Source organism: Ruegeria sp. BB6, assembly GCF_056539385.1.
In genome coordinates, this window is record NZ_JBQFUW010000003.1 from 235140 (window position 1) to 258680 (window position 23541).

The 23541-nt window shown below is 55.8% G+C and carries 18 protein-coding genes, 2 tRNA genes and 1 pseudogene; 8 read left to right on the top strand and 13 right to left on the bottom strand.

Features of this window, described 5'->3' with window-relative positions:
* Nucleotides 1-16 precede the first annotated feature (16 nt).
* Genes ACR0B7_RS09790 through ACR0B7_RS09810 form a run of 5 tightly spaced genes read right to left on the bottom strand, consistent with a single transcriptional unit; the run spans nucleotide 17 to nucleotide 5530 of the window.
* Nucleotides 17-1021 (bottom strand): ABC transporter ATP-binding protein, encoded by a 1005-nt coding sequence (locus tag ACR0B7_RS09790; RefSeq protein WP_170387154.1) that lies wholly within the window; start codon nucleotides 1019-1021, stop codon nucleotides 17-19.
* Nucleotides 1018-1995: an ABC transporter ATP-binding protein gene (locus tag ACR0B7_RS09795; RefSeq protein ID WP_170387152.1), complete on the bottom strand. Its 978-nt coding sequence runs from the start codon at nucleotides 1993-1995 to the stop codon at nucleotides 1018-1020. Before ACR0B7_RS09795 ends, ACR0B7_RS09790 begins: the two co-directional genes overlap by 4 nt.
* Nucleotides 1992-2915, bottom strand: coding sequence for an ABC transporter permease (locus ACR0B7_RS09800; protein ID WP_170387150.1), 924 nt, complete (start codon nucleotides 2913-2915; stop codon nucleotides 1992-1994). The genes ACR0B7_RS09795 and ACR0B7_RS09800 overlap by 4 nt, the downstream gene beginning before the upstream one ends.
* The gene (locus ACR0B7_RS09805; RefSeq protein WP_170482633.1) at nucleotides 2912-3889 is read right to left on the bottom strand and encodes an ABC transporter permease; all 978 of its coding nucleotides are present in this window, start codon (nucleotides 3887-3889) and stop codon (nucleotides 2912-2914) included. Before ACR0B7_RS09805 ends, ACR0B7_RS09800 begins: the two co-directional genes overlap by 4 nt.
* A gap of 60 nt (nucleotides 3890-3949) precedes the next feature.
* Nucleotides 3950-5530, bottom strand: coding sequence for an ABC transporter substrate-binding protein (locus ACR0B7_RS09810; RefSeq protein ID WP_170387147.1), 1581 nt, complete (start codon nucleotides 5528-5530; stop codon nucleotides 3950-3952).
* Nucleotides 5531-5711: 181 nt separating this feature from the next.
* Between ACR0B7_RS09810 and ACR0B7_RS09815 the strand changes: the two genes are divergently transcribed.
* Nucleotides 5712-6623, top strand: a complete 912-nt coding sequence (locus ACR0B7_RS09815; RefSeq protein ID WP_170387145.1) for a LysR family transcriptional regulator — start codon at nucleotides 5712-5714, stop codon at nucleotides 6621-6623.
* Here the strand turns inward: ACR0B7_RS09815 and ACR0B7_RS09820 are convergent.
* Nucleotides 6620-8161, bottom strand: a complete 1542-nt coding sequence (locus ACR0B7_RS09820) for a M81 family metallopeptidase (protein ID WP_170387143.1) — start codon at nucleotides 8159-8161, stop codon at nucleotides 6620-6622. The genes ACR0B7_RS09815 and ACR0B7_RS09820 overlap by 4 nt on opposite strands.
* 67 nt (nucleotides 8162-8228) lie before the next feature.
* On the opposite strand from ACR0B7_RS09820, the gene ACR0B7_RS09825 reads away from it, so the two are divergent.
* Nucleotides 8229-8813, top strand: a complete 585-nt coding sequence (locus ACR0B7_RS09825) for an RES family NAD+ phosphorylase (RefSeq protein WP_170387141.1) — start codon at nucleotides 8229-8231, stop codon at nucleotides 8811-8813.
* A gap of 581 nt (nucleotides 8814-9394) precedes the next feature.
* Here ACR0B7_RS09825 and ACR0B7_RS09830 read toward each other — a convergent pair.
* Nucleotides 9395-9470: transfer RNA gene (locus tag ACR0B7_RS09830), tRNA-Thr, on the bottom strand.
* A 293-nt stretch (nucleotides 9471-9763) separates the two neighbouring features.
* On the opposite strand from ACR0B7_RS09830, the gene ACR0B7_RS09835 reads away from it, so the two are divergent.
* From ACR0B7_RS09835 to arsB, 4 genes are read left to right on the top strand one after another with little or no spacing between them, the layout of a single operon-like run.
* Nucleotides 9764-10597 (top strand): arsenate reductase/protein-tyrosine-phosphatase family protein, encoded by an 834-nt coding sequence (locus ACR0B7_RS09835; protein ID WP_170483323.1) that lies wholly within the window; start codon nucleotides 9764-9766, stop codon nucleotides 10595-10597.
* Nucleotides 10594-11592: an ArsJ-associated glyceraldehyde-3-phosphate dehydrogenase gene (locus ACR0B7_RS09840; protein ID WP_170569869.1), complete on the top strand. Its 999-nt coding sequence runs from the start codon at nucleotides 10594-10596 to the stop codon at nucleotides 11590-11592. Before ACR0B7_RS09835 ends, ACR0B7_RS09840 begins: the two co-directional genes overlap by 4 nt.
* Entirely contained in the window at nucleotides 11589-12854 is a 1266-nt protein-coding gene (gene arsJ, locus ACR0B7_RS09845; RefSeq protein WP_170483319.1) for an organoarsenical effux MFS transporter ArsJ, read from the top strand. The genes ACR0B7_RS09840 and arsJ overlap by 4 nt, the downstream gene beginning before the upstream one ends.
* Entirely contained in the window at nucleotides 12851-13882 is a 1032-nt protein-coding gene (gene arsB, locus ACR0B7_RS09850) for an ACR3 family arsenite efflux transporter (RefSeq protein ID WP_170483317.1), read from the top strand. Before arsJ ends, arsB begins: the two co-directional genes overlap by 4 nt.
* 6 nt (nucleotides 13883-13888) lie before the next feature.
* Here arsB and glf read toward each other — a convergent pair whose 3' ends face one another.
* Genes glf through ACR0B7_RS09865 form a run of 3 tightly spaced genes read right to left on the bottom strand, consistent with a single transcriptional unit; the run spans nucleotide 13889 to nucleotide 16734 of the window.
* The gene (glf, locus tag ACR0B7_RS09855; protein ID WP_480681364.1) at nucleotides 13889-15046 is read right to left on the bottom strand and encodes a UDP-galactopyranose mutase; all 1158 of its coding nucleotides are present in this window, start codon (nucleotides 15044-15046) and stop codon (nucleotides 13889-13891) included.
* The gene (locus ACR0B7_RS09860; protein ID WP_170483315.1) at nucleotides 15047-15937 is read right to left on the bottom strand and encodes a hypothetical protein; all 891 of its coding nucleotides are present in this window, start codon (nucleotides 15935-15937) and stop codon (nucleotides 15047-15049) included. It lies immediately after the preceding gene.
* Complete coding sequence (locus ACR0B7_RS09865; RefSeq protein ID WP_170483312.1) at nucleotides 15934-16734, bottom strand: glycosyltransferase family 25 protein; 801 nt, start codon at nucleotides 16732-16734, stop codon at nucleotides 15934-15936. Before ACR0B7_RS09865 ends, ACR0B7_RS09860 begins: the two co-directional genes overlap by 4 nt.
* A 538-nt stretch (nucleotides 16735-17272) precedes the next feature.
* Between ACR0B7_RS09865 and ACR0B7_RS09870 the strand changes: the two genes are divergently transcribed.
* Complete coding sequence (locus ACR0B7_RS09870; protein ID WP_170483310.1) at nucleotides 17273-19057, top strand: ABC transporter ATP-binding protein; 1785 nt, start codon at nucleotides 17273-17275, stop codon at nucleotides 19055-19057.
* 96 nt (nucleotides 19058-19153) lie between these two features.
* Here the strand turns inward: ACR0B7_RS09870 and ACR0B7_RS09875 are convergent.
* The 3 genes from ACR0B7_RS09875 to ACR0B7_RS09885 form a co-directional block, all read right to left on the bottom strand.
* Nucleotides 19154-19230, bottom strand: a tRNA-Arg gene (locus ACR0B7_RS09875).
* A 239-nt stretch (nucleotides 19231-19469) separates the two neighbouring features.
* Nucleotides 19470-21005 (bottom strand): sulfotransferase, encoded by a 1536-nt coding sequence (locus ACR0B7_RS09880; protein ID WP_170483308.1) that lies wholly within the window; start codon nucleotides 21003-21005, stop codon nucleotides 19470-19472.
* Nucleotides 21006-21234: 229 nt separating this feature from the next.
* Nucleotides 21235-22578 (bottom strand): arylsulfotransferase family protein, encoded by a 1344-nt coding sequence (locus ACR0B7_RS09885; protein ID WP_170569872.1) that lies wholly within the window; start codon nucleotides 22576-22578, stop codon nucleotides 21235-21237.
* 585 nt (nucleotides 22579-23163) lie between these two features.
* Between ACR0B7_RS09885 and ACR0B7_RS09890 the strand changes: the two are divergent.
* A pseudogene (locus tag ACR0B7_RS09890) lies at nucleotides 23164-23522 on the top strand (transposase); the annotation flags it as partial.
* Nucleotides 23523-23541 lie beyond the last annotated feature (19 nt).

A 23541-nucleotide genomic window follows, 5' to 3' on the forward strand; every position in this document is an offset into this window, starting at 1 on the left:
CTCTCCAGCTTCTCGTTCAAACGGTTTCGGCGTGTTCCAGCAGGCAAGCCGTTTCGCGCCCGCCGCGCCCCGCTTTCAGTTCAGGAACAGTGGTGCGGCACTCAGCGGTCGCCACGGGGCAACGCGGGTGGAAGGTACATCCAGATGGCGGATCTAGCGGCGACGGAATTTCCCCCTCAATCGGGGCAAAATCACGCCGGCGCTGATCAAGGCGCGGAGCCTCTGCAAGCAGCGCTTTCGTGTAGGGATGGCGCGGGTCCGAAAAAATTTCCTCAGTCGATGCGCTCTCGACAATGCGGCCCAGATACATGATCGCCACGCGGTCGGCGATGTGTTCGACGACGCTCAGGTCATGGCTGATGAACAGATAGGTCAGGCCCAGCTCTTCGCGCAGATCCATGAACAAGTTGATAACCTGCGCCTGGATCGACACGTCCAGCGCAGCGATGGCTTCGTCGCAGACAAGGAACTTCGGCTTCACGGCGAGCGCACGTGCAATTCCAATCCGTTGCCTCTGACCGCCGGAAAACTGATGCGCGTAACGCCGCTTGAGCGACGGGTCGAGGCCGACCTTGCGCATCACGTCGTCCACGTATTCCGCACTCTCTGCTTTGCTGACGATCCCATGCATACGCGGTGCTTCGCCGATGATATCTTCGACGCGCATTCGCGGATTTAGGCTGGCAAAGGGGTCCTGGAAGATCATCTGAATTGCGAGGGTCGCCGCGCGTTTGTCGGTGCCGTTCAACGTCGCAACATCTTTGCCTCCGTAGAACATCTGTCCGTCACTTGCAGGGTGAATGCCGGCAACAACACGTCCCAAAGTGGACTTGCCGCAGCCGGATTCGCCGACCAATCCCAGAACCTCACCCTTTTGAATCGACAGGTTCACGTTATCGACAGCATGGACCGTTTCTTCCCGGATGTTTGCGCCAAGTCGCTGTGCGATTTTCCCCGCGACGTCCAAACGTTTGGTGAAGCGCTTCGAAACGCCTCGGATTTCAACGAGCGGCTCAGTCAAAGCGTCGTCTCCTTGGTGCGTTGCGGATTGAAACAGCGAAGGCTGCGGCCATCCACGTCCTTAATCGGGGGGCGCTTGGAACACGCTGCCGTTAGGGCCTGACAACGCGGTCCAAAGGCGCATCCTTCAGGCAGGGCGAGCATGTTTGGCGTCATCCCTTCGATCTGGAACAAACGCTGCCCACGCCGGTTCGCCGTCGGAACCGATCCGAGAAGCCCGACCGTATAGGGATGCAACGGACGGTCGATAACATCGTCGATACCGCCTTGCTCAACGATCCGTCCTGCGTACATCACCGAAATCCGGTCCGCGAGCCCTGCCACAACGGCAAGGTCATGCGTGATCCAGATCATCGCAGTTCCCGTGCGTTTCGTCAGCTTCTGTGCCTCGTGGATGATCTGCGCCTGAATTGTCACGTCGAGCGCTGTCGTCGGCTCGTCGGCAATAATGAGGTCCGGCTGGTTCAAGAAGGCTGTCGCAATCGCCACGCGCTGCCGCATCCCACCGGAAAGCTGATGCGGATAGGCTTGCAATCGCTCTTCCGGCGATGGGATGCCAACCAAACCAAGCGCATCACGGCTTCTTTCCCAGGCGGTTTGGCGGCTTACGTTTTCATGGGCGAGAATGGCCTCGATCATCTGCGTATCGACGCGCAGGACCGGGTTGAGCGTCATCATCGGATCCTGAAAGATCATCGAGATTCGGTTGCCACGCAAGGTCTTGAGTCGCTCTTCCGGTGCGTTCGCGATCTCGTCACCATTAAAACGGATTGACCCATCGACGATGCGCCCGGGAGGTTCGATCAGCCCAAGGATGGAAAACCCGGTGATCGACTTGCCCGACCCGGACTCACCCACCAGACCCATTACCTCGCCCTTGGAGACGGTGAAATCCACACCATCTACGGCCTTGACCACACCCGCGTGCGTGAAGAAGTGGGTCTTCAGCCCGCTGACTTCGAGTACTTCAGTCATCTCTTCAACCTCGGGTTCAGAACATCGCGCAAATGGTCGCCAACAAGGTTGATGGACACCACCGTCATTAACAGCGCGACGCCGGGAAAAACGGAAATCCAGTAGCGTCCTGAAAGCATGTATTCGAATCCATTTGCGATCAGCACCCCGATCGACGGCTCAGTCTGTGGAAGTCCTACGCCAAGGAACGAAAGCGTCGCTTCCAATGAGATCGCACTGGCGGTTTGTACCGTGCCAACGACAATCAGAGGCGCCATGCAATTCGGGAGAATATGCCGAAAGACGATCCGCGAACGCGAAATGCCGAGACATTGTGCGGCTTCAACATATTCCTTTCCACGCTCGACAAGCGCGGTCGCGCGCACCGTGCGGGCGTAGTAGGCCCATTGGGCAATTACGAGGGCAAGAATGATCTTGTCGACACCCTTACCAAGTGCCGCAACCATCATCAGCGCAACCAGCGATGCCGGGAACGAAAGTTGAAGATCCACGATGCGCATAATGAACGCTTCGGTCCGGCCACCAGCGTAGGCCGCGACCAGACCGATCGCCATACCGATCAGAAGGGCAATCACTCCAGATGCAAGCCCAACGGTCAGAGAGATACGCAAACCATAGAGAATTGCCGAGTAGAGATCGCGCCCAGACCCGTCCGAGCCGAGCCACATTGTATATCCGTCGAAGGCTTCGGAACCTGGCGGCAAGCGCCCATCCATGACGCTGACCTGACCAAGATCGTAGGGGTTCTGCGGTGTGATCCAGGGTGCCAGGATGGCCAAAAGAACGATGATCAGGAATATGCCGAGCGCCGCTGTCGCGATCCTGCTTTCGAAGAACTCGGCCCGAAATCGCTGGAACGGCGTCTCGACCTTAGGGGATTTGGCGGTGGTCAGCGAATGATCTGTGACGGTGTCGGTCATGCGCCCTGATCCTGCAAACGAACCCTCGGATCGAGGATCGAGTAAAGTATGTCGACGATCAGATTGATCAGCACGAAGAACAGTACGATGATCATCAGATAGGCGACGACGACAGGCCGATCCAATTGCAGTATTGCGTCGATCAGCAGTTTGCCCATTCCCGGCCACGCGAAGATTGATTCAGTCACCACCGAGAACCCGATCAAACTGCCGAATTCGAGGCCCATGACGGTCACTACCGGGATCATAATGTTCTTCATTACATGCACCAGAATGATGCGTCGGGTCGAAAGCCCTTTGGCCCGGGCATATTTAACGTAATCCTGTCCCATCGCTTCCCTGACACCCGCTCGGGTGAGACGGATTGCCAGCGAAATCTTAAGAAGTGCCAGGTTGAGAGCAGGCAGGAAGATGTGGCTCAACCCATCGAGCGTAAAAAGGCTGCTGTGAATCCCAAGAAACGAGCCGATGTCGCCACGACCTGTCGCAGGGACCCATCTAAGTTCTACGGCAAACAGCATGATGAGCATTAGTCCGACCCAGAAGGTCGGCAGCGAGAAACCGAGAATCGAGCCAGCCATAACGCCTTTGGAAAGCGGGCTGTCGGGATAGAGCCCGGCATAAAGCCCCAATGGAATTCCGATCACGATGGCAAGAAAGAGTGCACTGAAGGCCAGTTCCATCGTGGCAGGCATATGGTGCAGGATCAGTTTGAGCGCGGGCTCACCGAAGACGAAGCTATCGCCGAGGTCACCCTGTGCCGCACCTTTGAGGAACAACCAGTACTGTTCCCAAATAGGCCGATCCAATCCAAGCCGTCGAATGGCCGCTTCGATGTCAGCCTGATCCGCGTCGGGGCTTACCAGCATGTAGACCGGGTCACCAACGATGTTGACGCCAAAAAAGACAATCACCGACATCAGGAAGACAACAAGCATTGCTTGCAGCAATCGGCGAATGACAAAAACGGTCATGAGGACATTCCCTGGGCAAAGGCTGCGGGCCGCTGCGAAGGCGGCCCGGATGCATTGCGGTTACTCTTTCACGACGCCTGTCGCGAGAGTGTATTCGTCGGTCCGAGGGATGTAGCTCAGACCTTTTTTGGCCGCCCAGGTGTTGACCTGGAAGTGCGTCGGAATGATCGCCACGTTCTCGATCGCGCGCTCTGTTGCCGCGGCGAGCAGTTCCTGCCGCTTTGCGTCATCGACTGTTCGCAGGGCTTCTTCGATCAACGCGTCGGTTTCAGCATCCGAGTGTCGGCCACGGTTTGATGATCCAAAGCCCGCATCCTTGTCATGGGTGTGGATCAGCGATTTGAGAGGCGAGGACGCTTCGCCGGACCCCGCGCCCCATCCGACGAGGATAAAGCTGAACTCCGGCAGACCCTCTGGGCTGCCTTTGGAAGCGCGCCCAAAGTATACCGAACGCGGCATGGTTTCGACGGCTGTCTTGATGCCAACACGGGTCAACATTTGCGCAATTGCCTCGGCAATTTTGGCGTCGTTGATGTAACGGTCATTCGGCCCATGGATTGTCATTTCAAATCCATCGGGATAACCGGCTTCAGCCAGAAGCGCTTTAGCACCGTCTGGATCATAGGCCACGACGTCCAAATTGTCAGACACGCCAAAGAACCCCTCGGGCAGAAGCTGACCGGCGGGCAGGGCAACCCCTTCCATGACACGCTCAACGATTGCATCGCGGTTGATCGCCATGCTGATCGCCTTACGGACGCGGACGTCCATGAGGGGGTTCTTGATATCGCCGCCACCGTTGGCCTTCACAAAGGGTGAATCCTCGCGGAATTGGTCCATGTGAAGATAGATCACTCGGTTGGACACGCCCTGGCTCAACTGAATACCGTCATTGCCCTGAAGTGTTGTGATATCGGTCGTTGGTACGCCCGATATCATGTCCACATCACCGGCAAGAAGCGATGCAACACGGCTCGGACCGGACGTGATTGGGCGGAATTCCACCTCGGACCAGATCGGTGCATCACCCCAGTAGTCGTCGTTCCGTACCAGCACGATGCTTTCACCCGGCGTGTAACTTTGGAACTTGAACGGCCCTGTGCCGATGGTGGCCGTACCCGCGTTGAAGTCTTCCGTCGTTGCTTCGCAGCCCACTTCTGAGATCACAGGGATCGTGGAAATGTCGTTGCCCATTAACGGATAAGGTGCGGCCGTTTTGAAATGCACCGTGTAGTCATCGATTTTGACGACTTCCTTACCCTTGAGATAGGTGCCGTATCCCGATGGAGAGTTCGGTACGTCCGGCGCGCGCGCCATGGTGCAGACTACATCGTCTGCCGTAAAGTCACTTCCGTCGTGAAACTTTACGCCCTCACGCAGCTTGAACTCCCAAGTCAATTCATCAATCGGCTCCCATGACACGGCAAGACCCGGCGATAGGCGCTGCTTCTCATCCTGCGCGATCAGCCGGTCAAAGATGTGCACGGACATCGCGTTGTTCGGACCCAGGTTGTGAAAATGCGGATCGAGTGACGTCGGCTCCGAAGCGAGGCCGATCGTTAGTTTTTCGGCCGAAACAGCACTGGCGCCGAAAGCCAAAATGCTGACAGCGACGGCTGTCGCAGATGTGAGTTTCCTCATCAAAAAGACTCCCTGTTTGTTTGGCGCTTGTGAATGGGCGAATCTTTGGCCGATCCCGCGCCCTATTAAAAAAGGCTAGCTACCGCAAAAATCATTGCCAATACTTATTGCTATGCGTCTTTGCATAGACCAATCCAAGAGTTTGGATGTTCAGCCGCTCGTACCGGGGGAGTAATGTAGCATGACAGAACACAGACACAGACTGCGCGAGTTCGAGTCGCTAAGAGCCGTGATCACGACTGGGACAACCATCGGCGCCGCGCGGCGTCTCGGGATTTCGCAGTCTGCCGTGAGCCGGTCCTTATCACAACTCGAGGCCCGTGTTGGGCGATCGCTCTTTCTCCGGCGATCGGGACGTATCGACCCAACAGACGAAGCCTTGCGTCTCAACGAAAAACTGGACCCAATTTTCGAGACGCTGGCGGACATTGAGGGCGCAGAATGGGCTACTCCGGATAACGAGCCGTTACGCCTGATCGTGCCGCCGACTCTGGCACATCACTTTGTCATCTCCAGGGTGGCCAGTTTTCTCAAGAAGAATGAAGGAAAGCAGCTTCAATTGGATATTCAGGCCACGGACGTGCTGGTCGCCGGCATTCTCGACCTCCGCTATGATCTTGGTTTGACGAGTGCGATGATCCAAAGAACTGGTGTTCATCTCATGCCTTGGCGCCGCAGTCAGGTGGTCTGCGCCATGCCGAGCAACCATCCGCTATCGGAAAAACGAGTGGTGACGCCGCACGACCTTGAAGGCGTCGCGCTGATCGAGTTTCTGCGAAGGCTGGGGACGCGAGCGATCACAGAAAAGATCTTTGCGCGCGCTGGAATTCGGCCGAAACAAGTCGCAGAAACGGCAACGAACATGGCCGCACTGGAGCTCGTCCGCGAGGGTTTGGGCGTGACGCTGATCAATCCCTTCCCGTTGTTGTCGTCAGGGATGGAAGGTGTCGTCGTCAGGCCATTTGACGCCGCCATTTTTTATGACACGAGCTTTGTACTTCCATCAGGCAGGCCACCTTCTCAGCTTGCCCGCCAGTTCATGCAATTTGTCAAGTTGACGACGCCGCAGGACAAATACTCAGAGCCCGTCTAGCGCAGCATCTTAGCCGACCACGAGGTGTCGACGTCCATCGGAAAGTTCGGTCGTGGCAAATTCGCAAACGGCCAGCGGTCGTGAACTGGCGACGTAAGCCCGCCCGTGTCGACCTCAAATACCTGGTTTGGCCCAAACCAGTTGGAAAACCCGGCCCGAAAGTGGCCTCTGGATTTCACAACAACAGTCCGGGCAGACGCAATATCCAGCCCGAACATATGAAAGAACACGGGGTCGGCAGTCTGTGTGCGATCGGTGATCACCACCACGGTGATACCACCAATACGAAGCGCAGCGGATGGCCCTAGGGCCAATCTCCGACCTGCCGTCATGCCCAGTTCACCTACCACATCTCCATTATGGAGACCCAAGACCTCTGCATCCGCCTCAAAAGGCACATCCCATTGCGCCCAGAAAGCGCTGGAATCGGAAGACCGGTTGAATCGTGCCCTGAATTTGCCGCCGACACCGATGCCATGGGCTTCGTTCGCAAGTTCCGGATCACAAAAGGAACCGAATAGGCATACTTCGACTTTTGCCGCATGAAGAGCGGCTAACAGTTCCGTCGTCCTGCCACTGCCGCCGCCACCAGGATTGTCACCGGCATCGGAGAAAATCACAGGCGTGCGCGCTTGGTCAGCGGAAATTGAGATCGCTTCCGTCACGGATGTCAGTTTCCGAACGAAATCCTTCCTCAATGACCAGGCCATGTCTGCCAATTCTTCCGCCAGTGCATTGGCCGCCTTCTGGTCCTCACGCGCGGTGACAACGATGCTCAGACCGTTGTCGGGCGTGTCGGAGAAAAGGAAATTACCGAAGATCGATACGTTTAGAATCTCACCTCGACCTTCGGCTTGTCGTCGCTGACCATGGTCGATCAGCGTGCCATACGGGTGCTCGGCACTTAGCAGGGTCACGGATGCCGGAACAAGAGGCAGTTTGACATGCGCGGTTTGGGGCCGGACGCCCGACGCCAAAACCCGGCGCAGCGAAAAGGCGGCTTCCTCGCCACGTTCTATCTGATCGACGTGAGGATTGGTCCGATAGCCGACGATCAGGTCACAGGCATCGACCATCCGTTGTGAGATATTTGCATGCAGATCGAGTGTCGCAATGACAGGTATGTCCGGTCCTACAACTCCCCGAATGTGTGACATCAACAAACCGTCAGGGTCGTGGTCATGCTCGGCAACCATCGCGCCGTGGTTGCAGATGTAGACTGCGTCAACAGGGCCAGCTGAGCGCAGCATGTCTTCCGAAGTCGCTATGACCTCTTCGATTACAGATTTTCGTACTGGACCCGCCGGGTGGCTGGCTGCCAAGATACAGGGTACCGGCGTCCAGTCGCCCGTAGCATCCATCGCCCTGACAAAGGCTGCAAATTCTATTGCCAGCTTTGGTGTCGCGGATCTCGCTTCAGACATCAAAGCATCGCCTGAAAGCCATGTCAGAGACTTAAAGTCCGACAAATCAGCCGGCGGTGCAAAACGATTTGACTCGAGAATCGCGCCAAGGAGGGCGATCTTTGGAACCTTCATGCGAGAGGCCTTTGGAAATGCAACACAATGCGATGAAACATGAGTAGGTGATTTCAATCAAGGTATCATGCGTCTTCTCTTTTCTAGGAAAACCCCTGCCGCCCTGCGTCTTTCCTATAACGCGACGCGCAAACGATCAGTGCCACCCGTTATGCTGACAGAAGTTTCCGGAGAATTCGTAAAGATTGTTTGGGCCGATGACCCAGACGTTCACCTCATGCGCGGCGCACCGGATCGCCCACCCGCCCGGTTCAATCGCCGGGGGCAGGACGCTTTGTATCTGAGCCCTGATGTCGAAAGCGCAAAAGTCGCTATTGGTCAGGACGTCAGGAAGGATGATCGCCCGCGGGTTGTGTTGACTTTCGAGGTGGAACGATGCGCGTTGTTCGATTTGCGCAGCCCCGAAGCCGCAGATATCTATGCGCTTGCCAGTCAACCCTGGCGCAAACTCGTAGCTGCCGGTAGGGATCCGTCCTCATGGTTCGCTGCTGATCGGATCAGAGCAGACGGGCATATCGGATTGATTGATCCCTCACGAAGGCGCCCGGGCCTTTGGCACATCACTCTTTTTCGATGGAACGAGGCGAGCGCACCTGGCGTATTTCGGCGTAGTGAAGTGAAACCGGTTACCGTCCTGCTGGACTATCGATGACTTTTCGCTTTGCTTTTTCCTGTCGCAGCGAATGGCGGCTTTGCGGATTGCGACCGCAGTAATGCTAAAGGCTGCTGATAATCCGTTAAGGGCCTATTTTGTTGAAAAACTCCTGTTTTGCGCAGTTCCGAGTGAAAAATTGCCCGTACAGGCCCGGAAGAATTTTTCAGCTGAGGGGTCGGCCAACATCTGATGCTGGCGGCCAGCGGCCGTCTCAAAGCCCGCCAATGATGGTGGCAGTGGACTTTCTCGATTGGTCGCCGTTTCGCGAAAATCGCCGCTTTCTGTATTTTGGAGTTTTTCAACAGTATCGGCCGTTTGTTGACGTTGAGGCTTGCGACCCGACTGTCTTGTTCGTCCGCTAAGCAGACGCTGTGTCAGTTTTGGCGAAGGTCCGCTCCTGAGCCAAAGCGGACGTGCTAAATAGTATGGCCATTCTTACAGTGGGAAGTGGGCGATGGGCATGGAATTGAAACCAACCCAGTATCATCAGGCATCAACAAAAATTCGGGGGACAAATCAGGGGATGATTATCAATCTTATCATAAAAAGTTTAAAAATTAATACATTACAATGATATTTGGTGCCTCAAGAGGGACTCGAACCCCCGACCTTGTCCTTACGAAGGACCTGCTCTACCAGCTGAGCTATTGAGGCTTTCAGGCCCTACTATGGCCCTATTAGTTCTATTTCATTGCCGCTAACTCATTGGCTTCGCGCGCTATTCTAGCGAGGACTCGCTAATTACGAAGGACCTGCTCTACCAGCTGAGCTATTGAGGCAAGCGAAGGATCGTTTAAACGGTCCCGAAGTGGCGTGCAAGTCTTCATCCGCTGGATTTGGCCCACCGATCCGGCTTGCGCTATGCTCTCGGTCTTCGATTGTGAATTTTTTGTAACGATACAGTTCAGACGTTGCCGACTCATCTATATTTCTATATTTCATGAAATATGATAGAACAGATAACCAACCAACTTGCCATTCTGGGCCACCCGCAACGCATTTCGGTGTTTCGCATGTTAATGCGACGATTTCCTGACTCGGTCCCGGCAGGTGAGTTGGCGGCGGAACTGGGGATCAAGCCCAGCACCTTGTCGAACTACCTGAACGCGCTTCAGCGGTCGGGTTTGGTGACGCAGGACCGGTCGGGCACCTCTCTGCTCTATTCGATTGAAATGAAGAATGTGCAGCACATGCTGGATTTCCTGCTGAACGACTGCTGCCGTGGACGACCTGATATCTGCATGCCCTCACCGCAAGGACCTGAGAAAATGACGGATCGGAAATTTAACGTTCTGTTTCTATGTGTGGGGAATTCTGCCCGCTCGATCTTTGCTGAATCCCTTCTGCGGACATTGGGCGGGGATCGGTTCAACGTCTTTTCCGCAGGCACGCAACCTACGTCAGAACTCAACCCTTTCGCCGTTCAGGTACTCAGCGACAAGGGACACGATACGTCGACCCTTCGATCAAAGCACATGTCCGAGTTTGCCGCAGAGGACGCGCCCGAGATGGATTTCGTCTTTACGGTCTGCAATCAGGCGGCCAACGAAGAGTGCCCGGCTTGGGAAGGCCAGCCCATCAGCGGCCACTGGGGTATGATCGACCCGGTCAAGGCGACCGGTACGGATGCCGAGAAAAGCCTCGCCTTCCAAAACGCCTATGGCGCATTGAAACGTCGGATCGAGGCGTTCACCTCTCTGCCGGTCGAAAGCCTGGATCGGATCGCATTGCAAACTGCTGTCGATGACATCGGCAGAACTCCTGTTGAGGAAACGAAATGACCACTTTCGCGGTAAACGGCCTTGGCCGGATGGGAAAACTGGCCCTGAAGCCCCTACTGGAAAAGGGTGCCAAGATCGCTTGGATCAACGACGGGGTCGGTGACCCCGAGATGCACGCGCATCTGCTGGAGTTCGACACGGTGCATGGTCGCTGGGATGCTGAGTTCGCACATGATGCGGACAGTGTAACCATCAATGGCACGCGCCTGCCGTTTACTGGCACCAAGGATTTGAACGACCTCCCGTTGGACGGCGTCGATGTGGTGATCGACTGCACCGGTGTTTTCAAGACCGAGGCAAAACTGGCGCCCTATTTCGAGGCCGGTGTGAAGAAGGTTGTCGTCTCGGCCCCGGTCAAAGACGGCCCGACCGCCAATATCGTGATGGGCGTGAATGAGGGCACCTATGACCCTGCCGCGCATCACATCGTGACGGCGGCGTCCTGCACCACGAACTGTCTGGCCCCTGTGGTCAAGGTCATCCATGAAAATCTGGGCATCCGTCATGGCTCGATGACCACGATCCACGATGTGACCAATACACAAACCATCGTGGACCGCCCCGCCAAGGACCTGCGGCGCGCGCGCTCGGCGCTGAATTCGCTGATCCCGACCACCACCGGCTCGGCCACAGCGATCACGCTGATCTATCCCGAACTGAAAGGCCGTTTGAACGGCCATGCGGTGCGGGTGCCGTTGCTGAACGCCTCGCTGACCGATTGCGTTTTTGAGGTCGAGCGTGAGACCACCGCCGAAGAAGTTAACGCCTTCTTCAAGACCGCAGCCGAGGGCGAACTGAAGGGTATTCTGGGCTATGAAACGCGGCCGCTGGTCTCGACCGACTATACCAATGACGAACGGTCTTCGATCATCGACGCGCCTTCGACCATGGTGGTGAACGGAACGCAGGTGAAAATCTACGCGTGGTATGACAACGAGATGGGCTATGCGCATCGTCTGGTTGATGTGGCGCTGATGGTCGGGGCCGCGCTGTGACCGACCGGCCCGAAGGACTGTCGGCCTATATTGCGGTCACGGCGGCCTATTGGGCTTTCATGCTGACCGACGGAGCCTTGCGGATGCTGGTGCTGTTGCACTTTCATACGATGGGGTTCTCGCCGGTGCAGCTGGCGTATTTGTTCGTTCTGTATGAAATTGCCGGGATGGTCACAAATCTGGCCGCCGGTTGGATCGCGGCACGGTTCGGCCTGACCTCGACGCTGTATGCAGGGCTTGCGCTACAGGTCGGGGCGCTGCTGGTGCTGACACAACTAGACCCTAACTGGGCGATTCCGGTCAAAGTCGTCTTTGTGATGATCGTGCAGGGCGCTAGCGGAGTGGCCAAGGATCTGGCCAAAATGTCGTCCAAGTCTGCCGTAAAGCTGTTGGCCCCATCAGCGGGCGGAGGGCTGTTTCGCTGGGTCGCCCTTCTGACCGGGTCGAAAAATGCGGTCAAAGGGTTGGGCTTTTTGCTGGGGGCCGGCCTGCTGGCAACGGTAGGCTTCATGTGGGCAACGCTGACGATGGCCATTGTTCTGGCACTCATTCTGGTTGCGGTCTTTGTGTTGATGCCACCCGGCCTGCCGCAAGGACGCAAGGGTGCCAAGTTCTCCGAGATCTTTTCCAAATCCGCAAACGTGAACTGGCTGTCAGCAGCGCGTGTCTTTCTGTTTGGCGCGCGGGATGTGTGGTTCGTGGTTGGTATCCCGATCTATTTCTACGCGGTCCTGTCCGACGGGACCGAAGGAGGAAACCGCGCGGCCTTTTTCATGATCGGTACCTTCATGGCCGTCTGGGTCATCCTTTACGGAGCGGTTCAGGCCAGCGCACCGAAAATCCTGAACGCGTCCAAACGGACCGAGGGCGACCTGATCCGGGCGGCCCGTAGTTGGGCTTTGGCCCTGTTCTGCGTCCCGGCTGCGTTGACGGTCGCTGTCCTGATGTCTTCGGGACCAGAACCTTGGCTGACCGTGACGTTGATTCTTGGCCTGCTGGTGTTCGGGGCGATATTCGCGGTCAATTCCTCGCTGCATTCCTACCTGATCCTTGCCTTCACCAAATCCGAGCGGGTCACGATGGATGTCGGCTTTTATTACATGGCAAACGCGACGGGCCGTTTGCTGGGCACTGTCCTGTCCGGCCTGACTTATCAGATCGGCGGCCTTCCATTAGTGCTGGGAACTGCTGCAATTATGGTCGCGCTTGCAGCACTAACCTCTGGCAAGCTCAGCGATCAGACGAACGAGGCGTACTCATGAGCATTTTTGAACGTTACCTTACCGTTTGGGTCGCCCTTGCCATGATCGCAGGCGTGCTGATAGGTCTGGCAGCCCCCGGTCTGGTGGCATTGATCGCATCGGCCGAGTTCGCCAGCGTCAATCTTGTGGTGGCCGTGCTGATCTGGGCCATGGTCTTTCCGATGATGGTCAGCGTCGATTTCGGCGCGGTCGCAGGGGTCGCCCGTCAGCCCAAGGGTCTTATCGTCACGCTAGTGGTCAACTGGCTGATCAAGCCGTTCACAATGGCTTTGCTGGCTGTTTTGTTCTTTGACTACGTGTTTGCGCCGTGGATCAAACCTGAAGACGCCGCGCAATACACCGCTGGCCTGATCCTGTTGGGCGCGGCCCCCTGTACGGCGATGGTGTTTGTCTGGTCTCAACTGACCAAGGGGGATGCGACCTATACGCTGGTGCAGGTGTCGGTGAACGACCTGATCATGGTCGTGGCCTTTGCCCCGATCGTCGCGTTCCTGCTGGGGGTCACTGACATCTCGGTCCCGTGGCAGACCTTGGTTCTGGCAACGGTTCTCTATGTGGTACTGCCGCTGATTGCCGGTCTGCTCACACGGCGCAAACTGGGAACGCAAGAGGCCATTGACGCATTCTCGGCCCGGGTAAAGCCGTGGTCCGTGCTGGGCCTGATCACCACGGTGGTCATCCTGTTCGGCCTGCAAGGGCAAACCATTCTGGCCAAGCCGCTGGTGATTGTGCTGATCGCTGTGCCCATTTTGATCCAAAGCTACGGCATTTTTGCACTGGCCTATGGCGCGGCCTATGCGCTGAAAGTGCCCCATCGCATCGCTGCTCCCTGCGCCATGATCGGCACGTCCAACTTCTTTGAGCTGGCCGTGGCCGTCGCCATCAGCCTGTTCGGGCTGAACTCGGGCGCGGCCCTGGCAACCGTTGTGGGGGTTCTGGTCGAGGTGCCGGTGATGCTGTCACTCGTGGCTTTTGCGAACCGCACGCGCAACCGGTTTCCTGATCCGGCAGTCACGCAAAAGGCATGACCGCGCTTAGAGCACCGAAACAAAAAACGGTTTGAGGTCGTTACCCCGTTCCAGCGAAGCAAGAACAGCCGCCGCCGTATCCAGAGACTCGCGGATCGTGACGTCCATATCCAGATAGCGATAGGTTCCCAAACGGCCAACAAAGGTCACGTTCGCGGTCTTGTTGGCCAGCTCGACATATTCGCCAAGCAGTGCTTTTTCCTTCACCTGCCGGATCGGATAATAGGGAATGTCGCCCGGCTCGGCGGCGCGTGAATACTCGCGATAACAGACCGACCCGTCATGTGTCTCCCACGGGGCAAAGTGCTTGTGTTCGGTGATGCGCGTATAGGGAACGTCTTCTTCGCCGTAGTTCATGACGGCACAGCCCTGATAGTCGCCGTCATAGGTAAAGCGTTCAAAATCCAGCGTGCGATACCCCAGACGCCCAAGCTCATAGTCGAAATAGCCGTCCAGCGGCCCCGAGTAGAAGACGTGGTCAAACCCCTCGGCCATGCTGCGGTCAAAGGTCGTGTTCAGTTTGACGGTGATCGAGGGATGATCAAGGATACCCGCGATCATGTCGGTATAGCCGTTTTCGGGCATCCCCTGAAATTGATGGAAAAAGTAATTGTCGTCGTAGTTGAACCGCACCGGCAGACGTTTGAGGATCGACGCAGGCAGTTCGGACGGGTGACACCCCCACTGCTTGATCGTGTATCCTTTGAAGAACGCCTCGTAGAGGTCACGCCCGACGAACCGCATGGCCTGCTCCTCAAAGCTCTGCGGATCGGTGATCGAGGTGTCGGCCTGTTCTTCGGTGATAAAGCTGTGCGCTTCATCCGGGCGCATCGTCTTGCCAAAGAACTGGTTGATCGTGTGCAGGTTGACCGGCAGCGAAAAGACCTGCCCCCGCGAGGTTGTCTTCACCCGGTTCTTGTAGGGCAGGAAATTGGCGTACCGGTTGACGTAGGCCCAGACCTCTTCGTCATCGGTATGAAAGATATGGGGGCCATAGACATGGATCATGACACCCGTGTCGGCGTCGCGCTGCGTATGGCAGTTGCCGCCGATATGGTCGCGGCTATCAACTATCGTGATCTCATGACCTTCCTCCGCCAGTGCACGACCAATTACGGCACCGGACAAACCGGCACCAACCATAAGAAATCGACCCGCTTCCATTCAAACACCTTCTTGTCTTGGTGATATCGTCGTCATGTCCAAGGGCTTGATCAACTGCCGCCGCGCAATTTTCAGAATGCCCGCGCGCGCTTCTCCAGCATCGCGAAAGCTGGACATCATCGAAAGCCAGCCACGACACATACGCCACCCCAGTTGAATCCTGCCTGAAACAGGCTGCCCACCTTGCAATATTCCGGCAAAGATCACGGGAACAGTGCGCCGGGACAGATCGAACATCTCTTTCAGGACGGCTTCTTCTTCTTCGGAACTGAGGTTGCCCGTCTCGGCCATAGCCGCCTTTAGGTTCTTGCCGACCGGTCGCGTGTGGTGCATCGCGATCTCGTCCAGAATGGCTGTTCGGAATGCTCCGGCTTCGGCCCAGCGGCACCAGATATAATCCAGCCCGAAGCCGCTCATGGTGTTTTGGAACAGCGGCAACGCCTTTTTCAGAATGTCCCTATGCATGCATGGGGCCATGATCTCGATATAGTTCGTATAACGCAGCACGAAGCCGGGGCATTGGCTGAACACAAAGTGCGAAAAGTAGCTGTTCGGGCTAAGAGACGGCTGCGCGATGCGCAAACCGTAGAACCGCATCGCTTCGAACAGAGCGTTCACATCCTGTGCGCTGATGTCCAGATCGTCATCAGGCAGCCAATAGTATTCATATTGATCCAGATCCCGGTCCGAGAGAGTTTTATACAACCCGTCCCATTTTCCGCCTTTGACCAATACTGCGTCCACGCCCGGCTCCGGTACGAATTCTGCATATGCTTCGTCTGAAAAATAGCTGATCAAAAGATCGTAGTTGCGATCATCATGAGGGATTTCCAGCCACCGACTATGCAGCGACTTGCTGCCTGCCCGGACAACCACAAGGCTTTTGTTCATACGTGGTTCCGAATATGGCTATCGGTCCGCAAAAGGGGGCCAAGCCCGTCAATCATGTCCGGGTTCAGCGGGTGGCTCAGTCGACCGTGGGTGAATTTCGCCTGATACACGAGATTGCGGACAAAGCGTTCAAGCCGCGAGCCCGGTTTGGCTTTTCTCCGATGGGATTCAATGTTGCTGTCTTGCGAATTCCGCTCGGCCACCATTTGCTTGCCCAAGGTCAGAATGGGCACTTTATGCTCCCAATAGAATTTCAGGTCGATATCAACAGGGCGGGCAATCGGCGCATCTACCTGCAGCAACCGAGCCGCGGCCCGGCGACCAAGAATATAGCCCGTGGTTCTGGGTGGCAGGATATCTGACAAGACAAGGTTCTGATCGGCGAACTCTTTGATGACCTGAACATTTTTGCCCGGTACGCCATCCAGTTTGATCATCACATCTTCAAAACACTCGGGACATTCTGAAAGCGCGCTCAGGAACGATCTGGGATCCCGAATAAACGTTGCATCATCTTCCAGGACAAGACCGACACAGTCATCGGATGCTGCGATGTGCTGCCAGATTTGTCGATGTCCCAGAGTACAGGCAACTTCGTTGCGGCTTAGGGGACGCTTGAACTTGGCGCGGTTCATCTCGGCATCGTAGATGCGCTTCAGTTCGGACCCGCCCAACTGGTCGCCAGATATGGCATCAGAAAATTTATGCTGCACGCCCAGACGTGCAAGCTCTGCTTCGCAGAAACGTCGCCGCTCTACATCTTTTGGCAGGCTGAGGATAACGGCCGTGATCGACACTATCTTGATACCAATTGAAATTACCGCGTCGCTAATACTAACATTTAAGCAGCAGAAACGCGAAAGAACGAGTGTTTTTTTTGAAAGACGTACCAAAAGCCCACAGCGGCAAAAAACCGCGCAATTTCAAACCCCAATCCGGCACCTGAACACCTCCACCGCCTGGGCCTCGGCGTCGGAGTAAGCCGCGCTGCTGGTAACACACTGTAAAGTCAGGAAAAGCACTTAGCCGACCGCACGACCCGGCACGGCAATCTCAAAAAAATAGCCATATTTTTCAGCCCCTTATCTGGGCGCGCGATTCACGTAAGTCACAGGCACGCGCGCCGGGGCGACGAAAAGCCGCTGCAGGCCGCCCGTGAGGATTATCTATGTTTTCGCCAGCACTTGCCCAATACGGTACGGATACCTATCTGGCACGGGCGCTCGTCATGCTGTCGAAACGGACCGTAAGGTCATTTCGTTTCATCTGCACTTTAGAGAAGAACGGTTATAGGTTATCTGAGCGAGCGCACAGTTTCACGATCTGGAGAACGCAATGATAAAGCGCGCCTGGGACAATTGGCGGTCGGGCTATATGGGCCGCCTCATCAGCGAGAGCTTCTTTGCCCAGGGTGGGCTGTACGCCGTGGCGATTGTTGCGATGATCGCGGTTGCGGCAACCACTGCAGGGTCCGCCTACATGATGGAATACATCGTGGACGCCATGACCAGCCCAGAAATGCGCGGCTGGGCCCATCTGATTGCTCTGGGCGTCATCGCCCTGTTTCTTGTGAAGGCTCTGGCGTCATATGTTCAGGCGGTGTTTCTGGCCCGTGCCGGAAACCGGATCGTGGCAGCGCAGCAGGAAAAAGTTTATCGCAAACTACTTAGGCACGGAGTCTCGTTCTTTTCGGACAACGATTCGTCGAACCTGCTGATGCGAACGACCAACGGGGCGCAGTCCGCCAGGAAACTGATCGACGTTCTCGTGACCGGCTTTGTCCGCGACGCGCTGACATTGGTGGGCCTTGTCATCGTGATGGTGTACCAACAGCCGGTTCTGTCCGTCATGTTCTTTGTCGTTGGTCCCATTGCTCTGGTCGGGGTGCGGTACCTGTTGAAAAGCGTCCGTTCGATCATGCAGGCCGAATTCAAGTCCCTGGCAGAGATCATTCGCGTTCTGCAGGAAACCTCGGCCGGCATCAAAGTGATCAAGGTTTTTTCTCTGGAAGACCGGATGATCAATCGAATGGACACAGCGATCCGCTCCGTCGAGAAGCGGGCCAACGATATTGCGCGGCTTCAATCCATCGCCAGCCCCCTGATGGAGTTTCTCGCAGGTTTGGCCGTCGCCGGCGTCCTGATCGTCAGCACAACCGGAATCGCAGGCAGCGAACAGCCGACGGCCGGTCAGTTGATGTCGTTTATTACCGCGCTGCTTATGGCTTATGAACCGGCAAAGCGGCTGTCCAAGATGCGCGTTCAGATCGAAACAGCTATGGTCGGCGTTGGTCTGCTGTTTGGGCTTCTGGACCAGGAAGACTCGATGCTGGAAAGCCCGGACGCCCATGACCTCGGCGACGGACCGGGTGAGGTTGTACTGCGCAATGTCACCTTTGGGTATCAAGGTTCGGTGCCTGTGATCGAAGACATGAGCCTGACATTCCAGGCCCGCAAAACAACCGCTCTTGTGGGTCAGTCCGGCGGGGGAAAATCGACGATTTTCGGTTTGATCATGCGCTTTTTTGACCCGGACGAAGGCAGTGTCGAAATCGACGGAAAGGACGTGCGGCACGCCAGTTACTCATCGCTGCGGCGCAAGATTTCCTATGTTGGTCAGGATACATTCCTGTTTTCCACTTCGGTCATGGAGAACCTGCGTTGTTCAGCGCCGGATGCAACCGACGAAGAAGTGATCGCTGCCGCGAAAGCCGCACACGCACACGGCTTTATCACCGAGCTTTCCAACGGTTATGACACCCCCGTTGGTGAAAACGGCACGTTCCTGTCGGGCGGTCAAAAACAGAGAATCGCTATCGCCCGCGCGATTTTGCGCAAAGCTGAGATTCTGCTGCTGGACGAAGCAACCAGCGCGCTGGACGCAAAATCCGAATCTCTGGTTAAAGAAGCACTGGATGCGCTGACAAAAGACGTCACGGTTGTTGTGATCGCACACAGGTTGTCCACGATACTTGAGGCCGACACGATCATGGTCGTTCAGGACGGCGCAGTGGTCGAACAGGGCAATCTGGAAGAACTCATGCAAAAGAACGGCAATTTCCGCAGCCTGTTTGAAGAACAATTCAAAAACCCCGAGGCGAAAGCGGAAGTCGCAGAGTAATACGGCCCAGCAGCGCAGAAGCAGGTTGATATTCGGGCGGATGAACCTGCTACCCGGACTTTGCGGGCATCAAAGGGCTGATTTGCAGGTTCCGGCTGGCGACCCCGGCAGGATTCGAACCTGCAACCTGCCCCTTAGGAGGGGGCTGCTCTATCCAGTTGAGCCACGGGGCCATACTTTAAAAACAACGGGTTATGAATATTCCCGCAGTTATTAGTTAGCGTCCGCTTAGGAAACAGTCGCTGAACTATTCAATAGTGGAATGTTCGCACAATTCCAAGGCTTTGCCTTTACGGAACCGCATTTTTCGCCGGAGGGCCGCAGCGGTCACGAACAGTCCAGCTTCCTCGCAGTCAAGAAGCTTTGCATCCACAAACGGGTGAAGCCTACGACCTTCGAGGTAACGCATGATCTACGGCTGTTCAACTGCCGAATTTACTCGCGACGCGTCGTTACCGAGCTGAAATTGGTTCAGTTGTCGATGGGACAGATCCTGAAGTTCACCGTATAACGCGGTAGCCTCCTTCAGCAGAGCGGGATCGTAGCAGTCCGTCTGCGTCTGGTCAGCGCCGGATCGAAAGTAGCTGCTAAGATCCAATAGCCCAATATCTAGCTTAAGGGCCAAGCAGAGCGAACTCATTGTCTCGACCGGATTCGACCGAAGGTCGTCCTGCAGCACCAAGATACACTTAGCGTCATTCTTTCGCACATAGCGGAAAGCGTGCAACCAGTAATCGAGCCAGTAGTCCGGTGACGAGGGATCATAGTTACCGATTTGGAACCCTGGGAACATGAGCGGCTTATGGATCAGGCCAAACTCGAAGTGGCCGATATCGCGCATATAGCGTTGAACAAAGGGCTCGTCCGCCTGCAGCTTGAGGAAATTATTGTGCTGTCGCATCAGCGATGCAGCGTGGCTTTCCGGGCGCCGCACGGGTACGACAATCCGGCAGCCGGGGAAGCTTTCAGTCAGATAAGAAATGCGAGCAATGTTGGCATTGTTTTTCGAGCAGTAGACGGCTTGGCCGGCCCCATCAGTCTTGCCTGAAGCTAGACGCGCAGCGACGATCTTGGTCATGTGCCGCGCGATGAAATGGTCGGCCTCAGGCTTCCGGTCCGCGCTACCCCACATCCTGATGCCGTCAGCACGATATTTCTCTGGCCAGAATAACTTCCAGAAGATCTCTTCGAAGGCTTCGGGAGTGTCGAGATCAATCTCCAGACCATCTCCATGTGCGCGAGGTTTGCGGGCGACCTGACGTTTGTTTCCTCCCGAAAGCCTGTCCCAGAGCCTGGGGGCGGAGATGAACGGCATATCCCTATAGGTATGGGTCGCTACGCCAGGGATGTCGTGCAATGCGTTGAGCAGCGCTGTCGTACCGCCACGCGCGATCGAGGTCACGAAGATCGGTGGCGCTGACGGCGTTACGCTCGTTTCAGAAATTAGCCGATCTTCCAGCCAAGACGCGGCCGTCTGAACCCGCGGGCTGGAGAAGGCCATTGCATGGATGAACTGTTCAGATGGTGAGTATCGATCCGGATCGGTACCGTCTGCCTCGGCAGCGGGTCGGAGTTTTCGGTAAACTACGCCAAGGATGATCGCTAAAAGCGAAGCAACGACTATGAAGTCCAATCTGAGCATCAAACCCATCACAATATCGGCGCTGACGAACCCCACGAAATCAGTGAGCAAGATCGGAAAGGCGGCTGCAGCCAGAACAAACGCAAACCGCAGCGCGATCGACAAGGCTGCCTTCAACAGAGTGAACGCTGCGGCTCTTACAGCGACCTCTTTAGCGGTGTCGTCGAGCTCACTGTCCACCATTGCCGACAGACCAGTAAACGCGCTCGCAATCGCTTCTCGCGAAACCAGAATGATCCTACTCCTCCAGATTGCTACCGCGAAGGCAGCTACCGCAACCAATGATACAGCAAGAGCAATGATCATCAGCTCTTGGGCGGTCCTTCACCCTTTTTGCGCCTCTTTAGTACGCGCTTAAGAGGGTACCACACCAGCGCAACCACGAGCAGTAATAAACCAACGACGAGCGCGAGCGTGATGGCAATTGCACCGGCCCCAGCGCCGGGACCGATATATGCGTGGGCCGGAGATACCATCATAGCCGTCGCTGCCAAGCAGGCTGTCATGCCGGCTGTCCAAGCTAGGAACTTTGTCATCATTTGCAGGCCTCTTTCTGTGCGTCGAAGAACATCTCGTCCATATTCGCAGGCAGAACCATACCGATAAAGGTTCTACCGTTTCTACCATTCGACAGACGATTGTCATATCTCCAGACGAGTTCTCCCGACGCGGTGTATTCAAGCAAACGACCGGCATCGCTTTCATTGACAAGAATATTCCCATTCGTCAGACGTTCATGCGTGCCCATTATATTGGTGAAGAACGGCTCTTCGATCGATCCATCCAGCACGACGGTCTGCTCACCCGTTCTTGCATTGATTTCGACAATTCGGCTGGCTGCCGGCCCATAGCCACTTGCTATCGTAAAGTTTCGATTGTCAAAGATCGAGATTCTGTCGCCAGGCAAGAAGTCCGGATCATGATGTCGCACGACGCCGCCTATTGTCATGAATTTCAGCTTAAGGCTATCGGGCTCAACAACGAGCACCGCGTTGATGTTGCGAAGTGACAACATCAAATCTCCAGGAGAGAAAACCGTAGATTCGATACCATCTGGGAAAACATCAACATCATTTAGGTGCAGTGTATCGCCAAGGACGACATACGGAGCGCTGTTTTTCAAACTCGACATATAAAGTAATCCCATCAAGTCATTTTCAACGAGAATGTCGAAAACAGAGATGTCCCGCATAACTTTTCCCTCTTGATCAAGTTGCTGCAATGTCCAGGAGCGTAGCGGGGCTTCGTGGAGTGGGTAGCCAGTCGGGCCTGATTCAATTAATTCTTCTGCAGTTACCCAGACTGTATCATCATATGCGAAATGCACCGCATGATGCCCTAGATTGTCCAGCTTCCAATTAACCCGACTACAAACATCGATACGGAAAGTGCTCAGATGTTCGAAGTTAGCAACCAAACTCCCATCGGGTAGAATATCTAAGCCATGCAGATACATTCCTTTCTCCGGAAGTCTACTGGCCGGGAAGTCACCTTCACCATCCGGCCAGACTTCAGACCAGACGAGTAACCATTCCTGGAATACATTACCAGCACGATCAATGATCTTCACGCTTGTATTACGCCCATCTTCAATACCTGCCACCATAACAAGTCCTGGTTGAAGCGCGTCTAGACGGTGAATTTCGACCGACGAGGCTTCCAGAAGTTGGTCGGTTTGGAGTATTCTGTCGCTTGCGTCGAAAAGTTCTTCGAGCATTTCTTTAGTCGCCCGAATGGCCGGTACCGGCTGGAGCTCATGCATATATGCTAGCACTCCGTAGCTAAAAGCCCCACCCAAACCAACGGTGATAATGGACACAATGAAGAGGAATTTTGAAAGTTTTTCAGAAAAAGGCATGAGTAAGATTAGGTTACGCACGTAAAGGGTGCAACTAAAGCCCTTCTGGCCAAGAAATTCCCTGCGCTGTGCGGCTCGGTGCAGCCGCTGGCCGATTGATAGTAGGGTTAGATGGATGGAGCTAAGCTGGACTATGGAGAAACCAACGCAAGCGTCGATGCCGTCATGTTTTCAACCTAGTCTTGAAACACGCTTGGTTTTCCCAAATTCCTATAGCTTAAGCGTCCGTTTCGGGCAATTTCTTACGCCCGTGCCGACCTTCCTTAGTCACCTTCTCGGCCCCACGCGCTCGATTATTCCGCGCCACACGTCGTAGCCGCCGTTGAGAGGGCACGGAAGGTCGATGTGCTAAATGCGACGATCCTCACTGTCACAATTCAGTGGTCTCGATACGCCAGTTTTGCCAAGTTGCAAACAGGCACGAAGCTGCTCGGCCTTCATAGTAAGCCCCCGCGGATGATACAGCAGTGTCCCCAGTGGTAGTGGAAACCATGTGCAAAGCCTCCAGTGTAGCGCAGCACGCTGCCGACGGAAATACCGGCCGCCATCGCCGGTCTTCGGAGAAGGGTCGGGTTGCGAAACTTAAAAGCAAACCCGGAAACGACGATGATTGACGATAATAATATGGCTCTGCACCAGCTTGTTGAACAGCGGGCTAGTGGCGACTGTATTCGCGAGTTGCCGGCTTTTGATCTCGAACGGGTCGCGGAGGCGGAGGTTGAGGCCCGGACGGGTGCGGCCACGGATGCGGGCGGCAAGTCTAAGAGCCTGGTCAGCCGGCTTTGCACCGAGATCGGTGAGCGGGTGAACGCGTTCCTGGCCCGGCCGCTCGAAGAGGTGTGGTACTATCTGTAGTTCGATGCGACCTATAGGAAGGTGCGTGACTGTGGCCGGATCGTTGGCCATGCGTGATTATCGATGTCGCTGTGAACCAGGACGGCAAGCGTGAGGTGCTGGGTGTCGCTTTCTATACACTCGCGACGC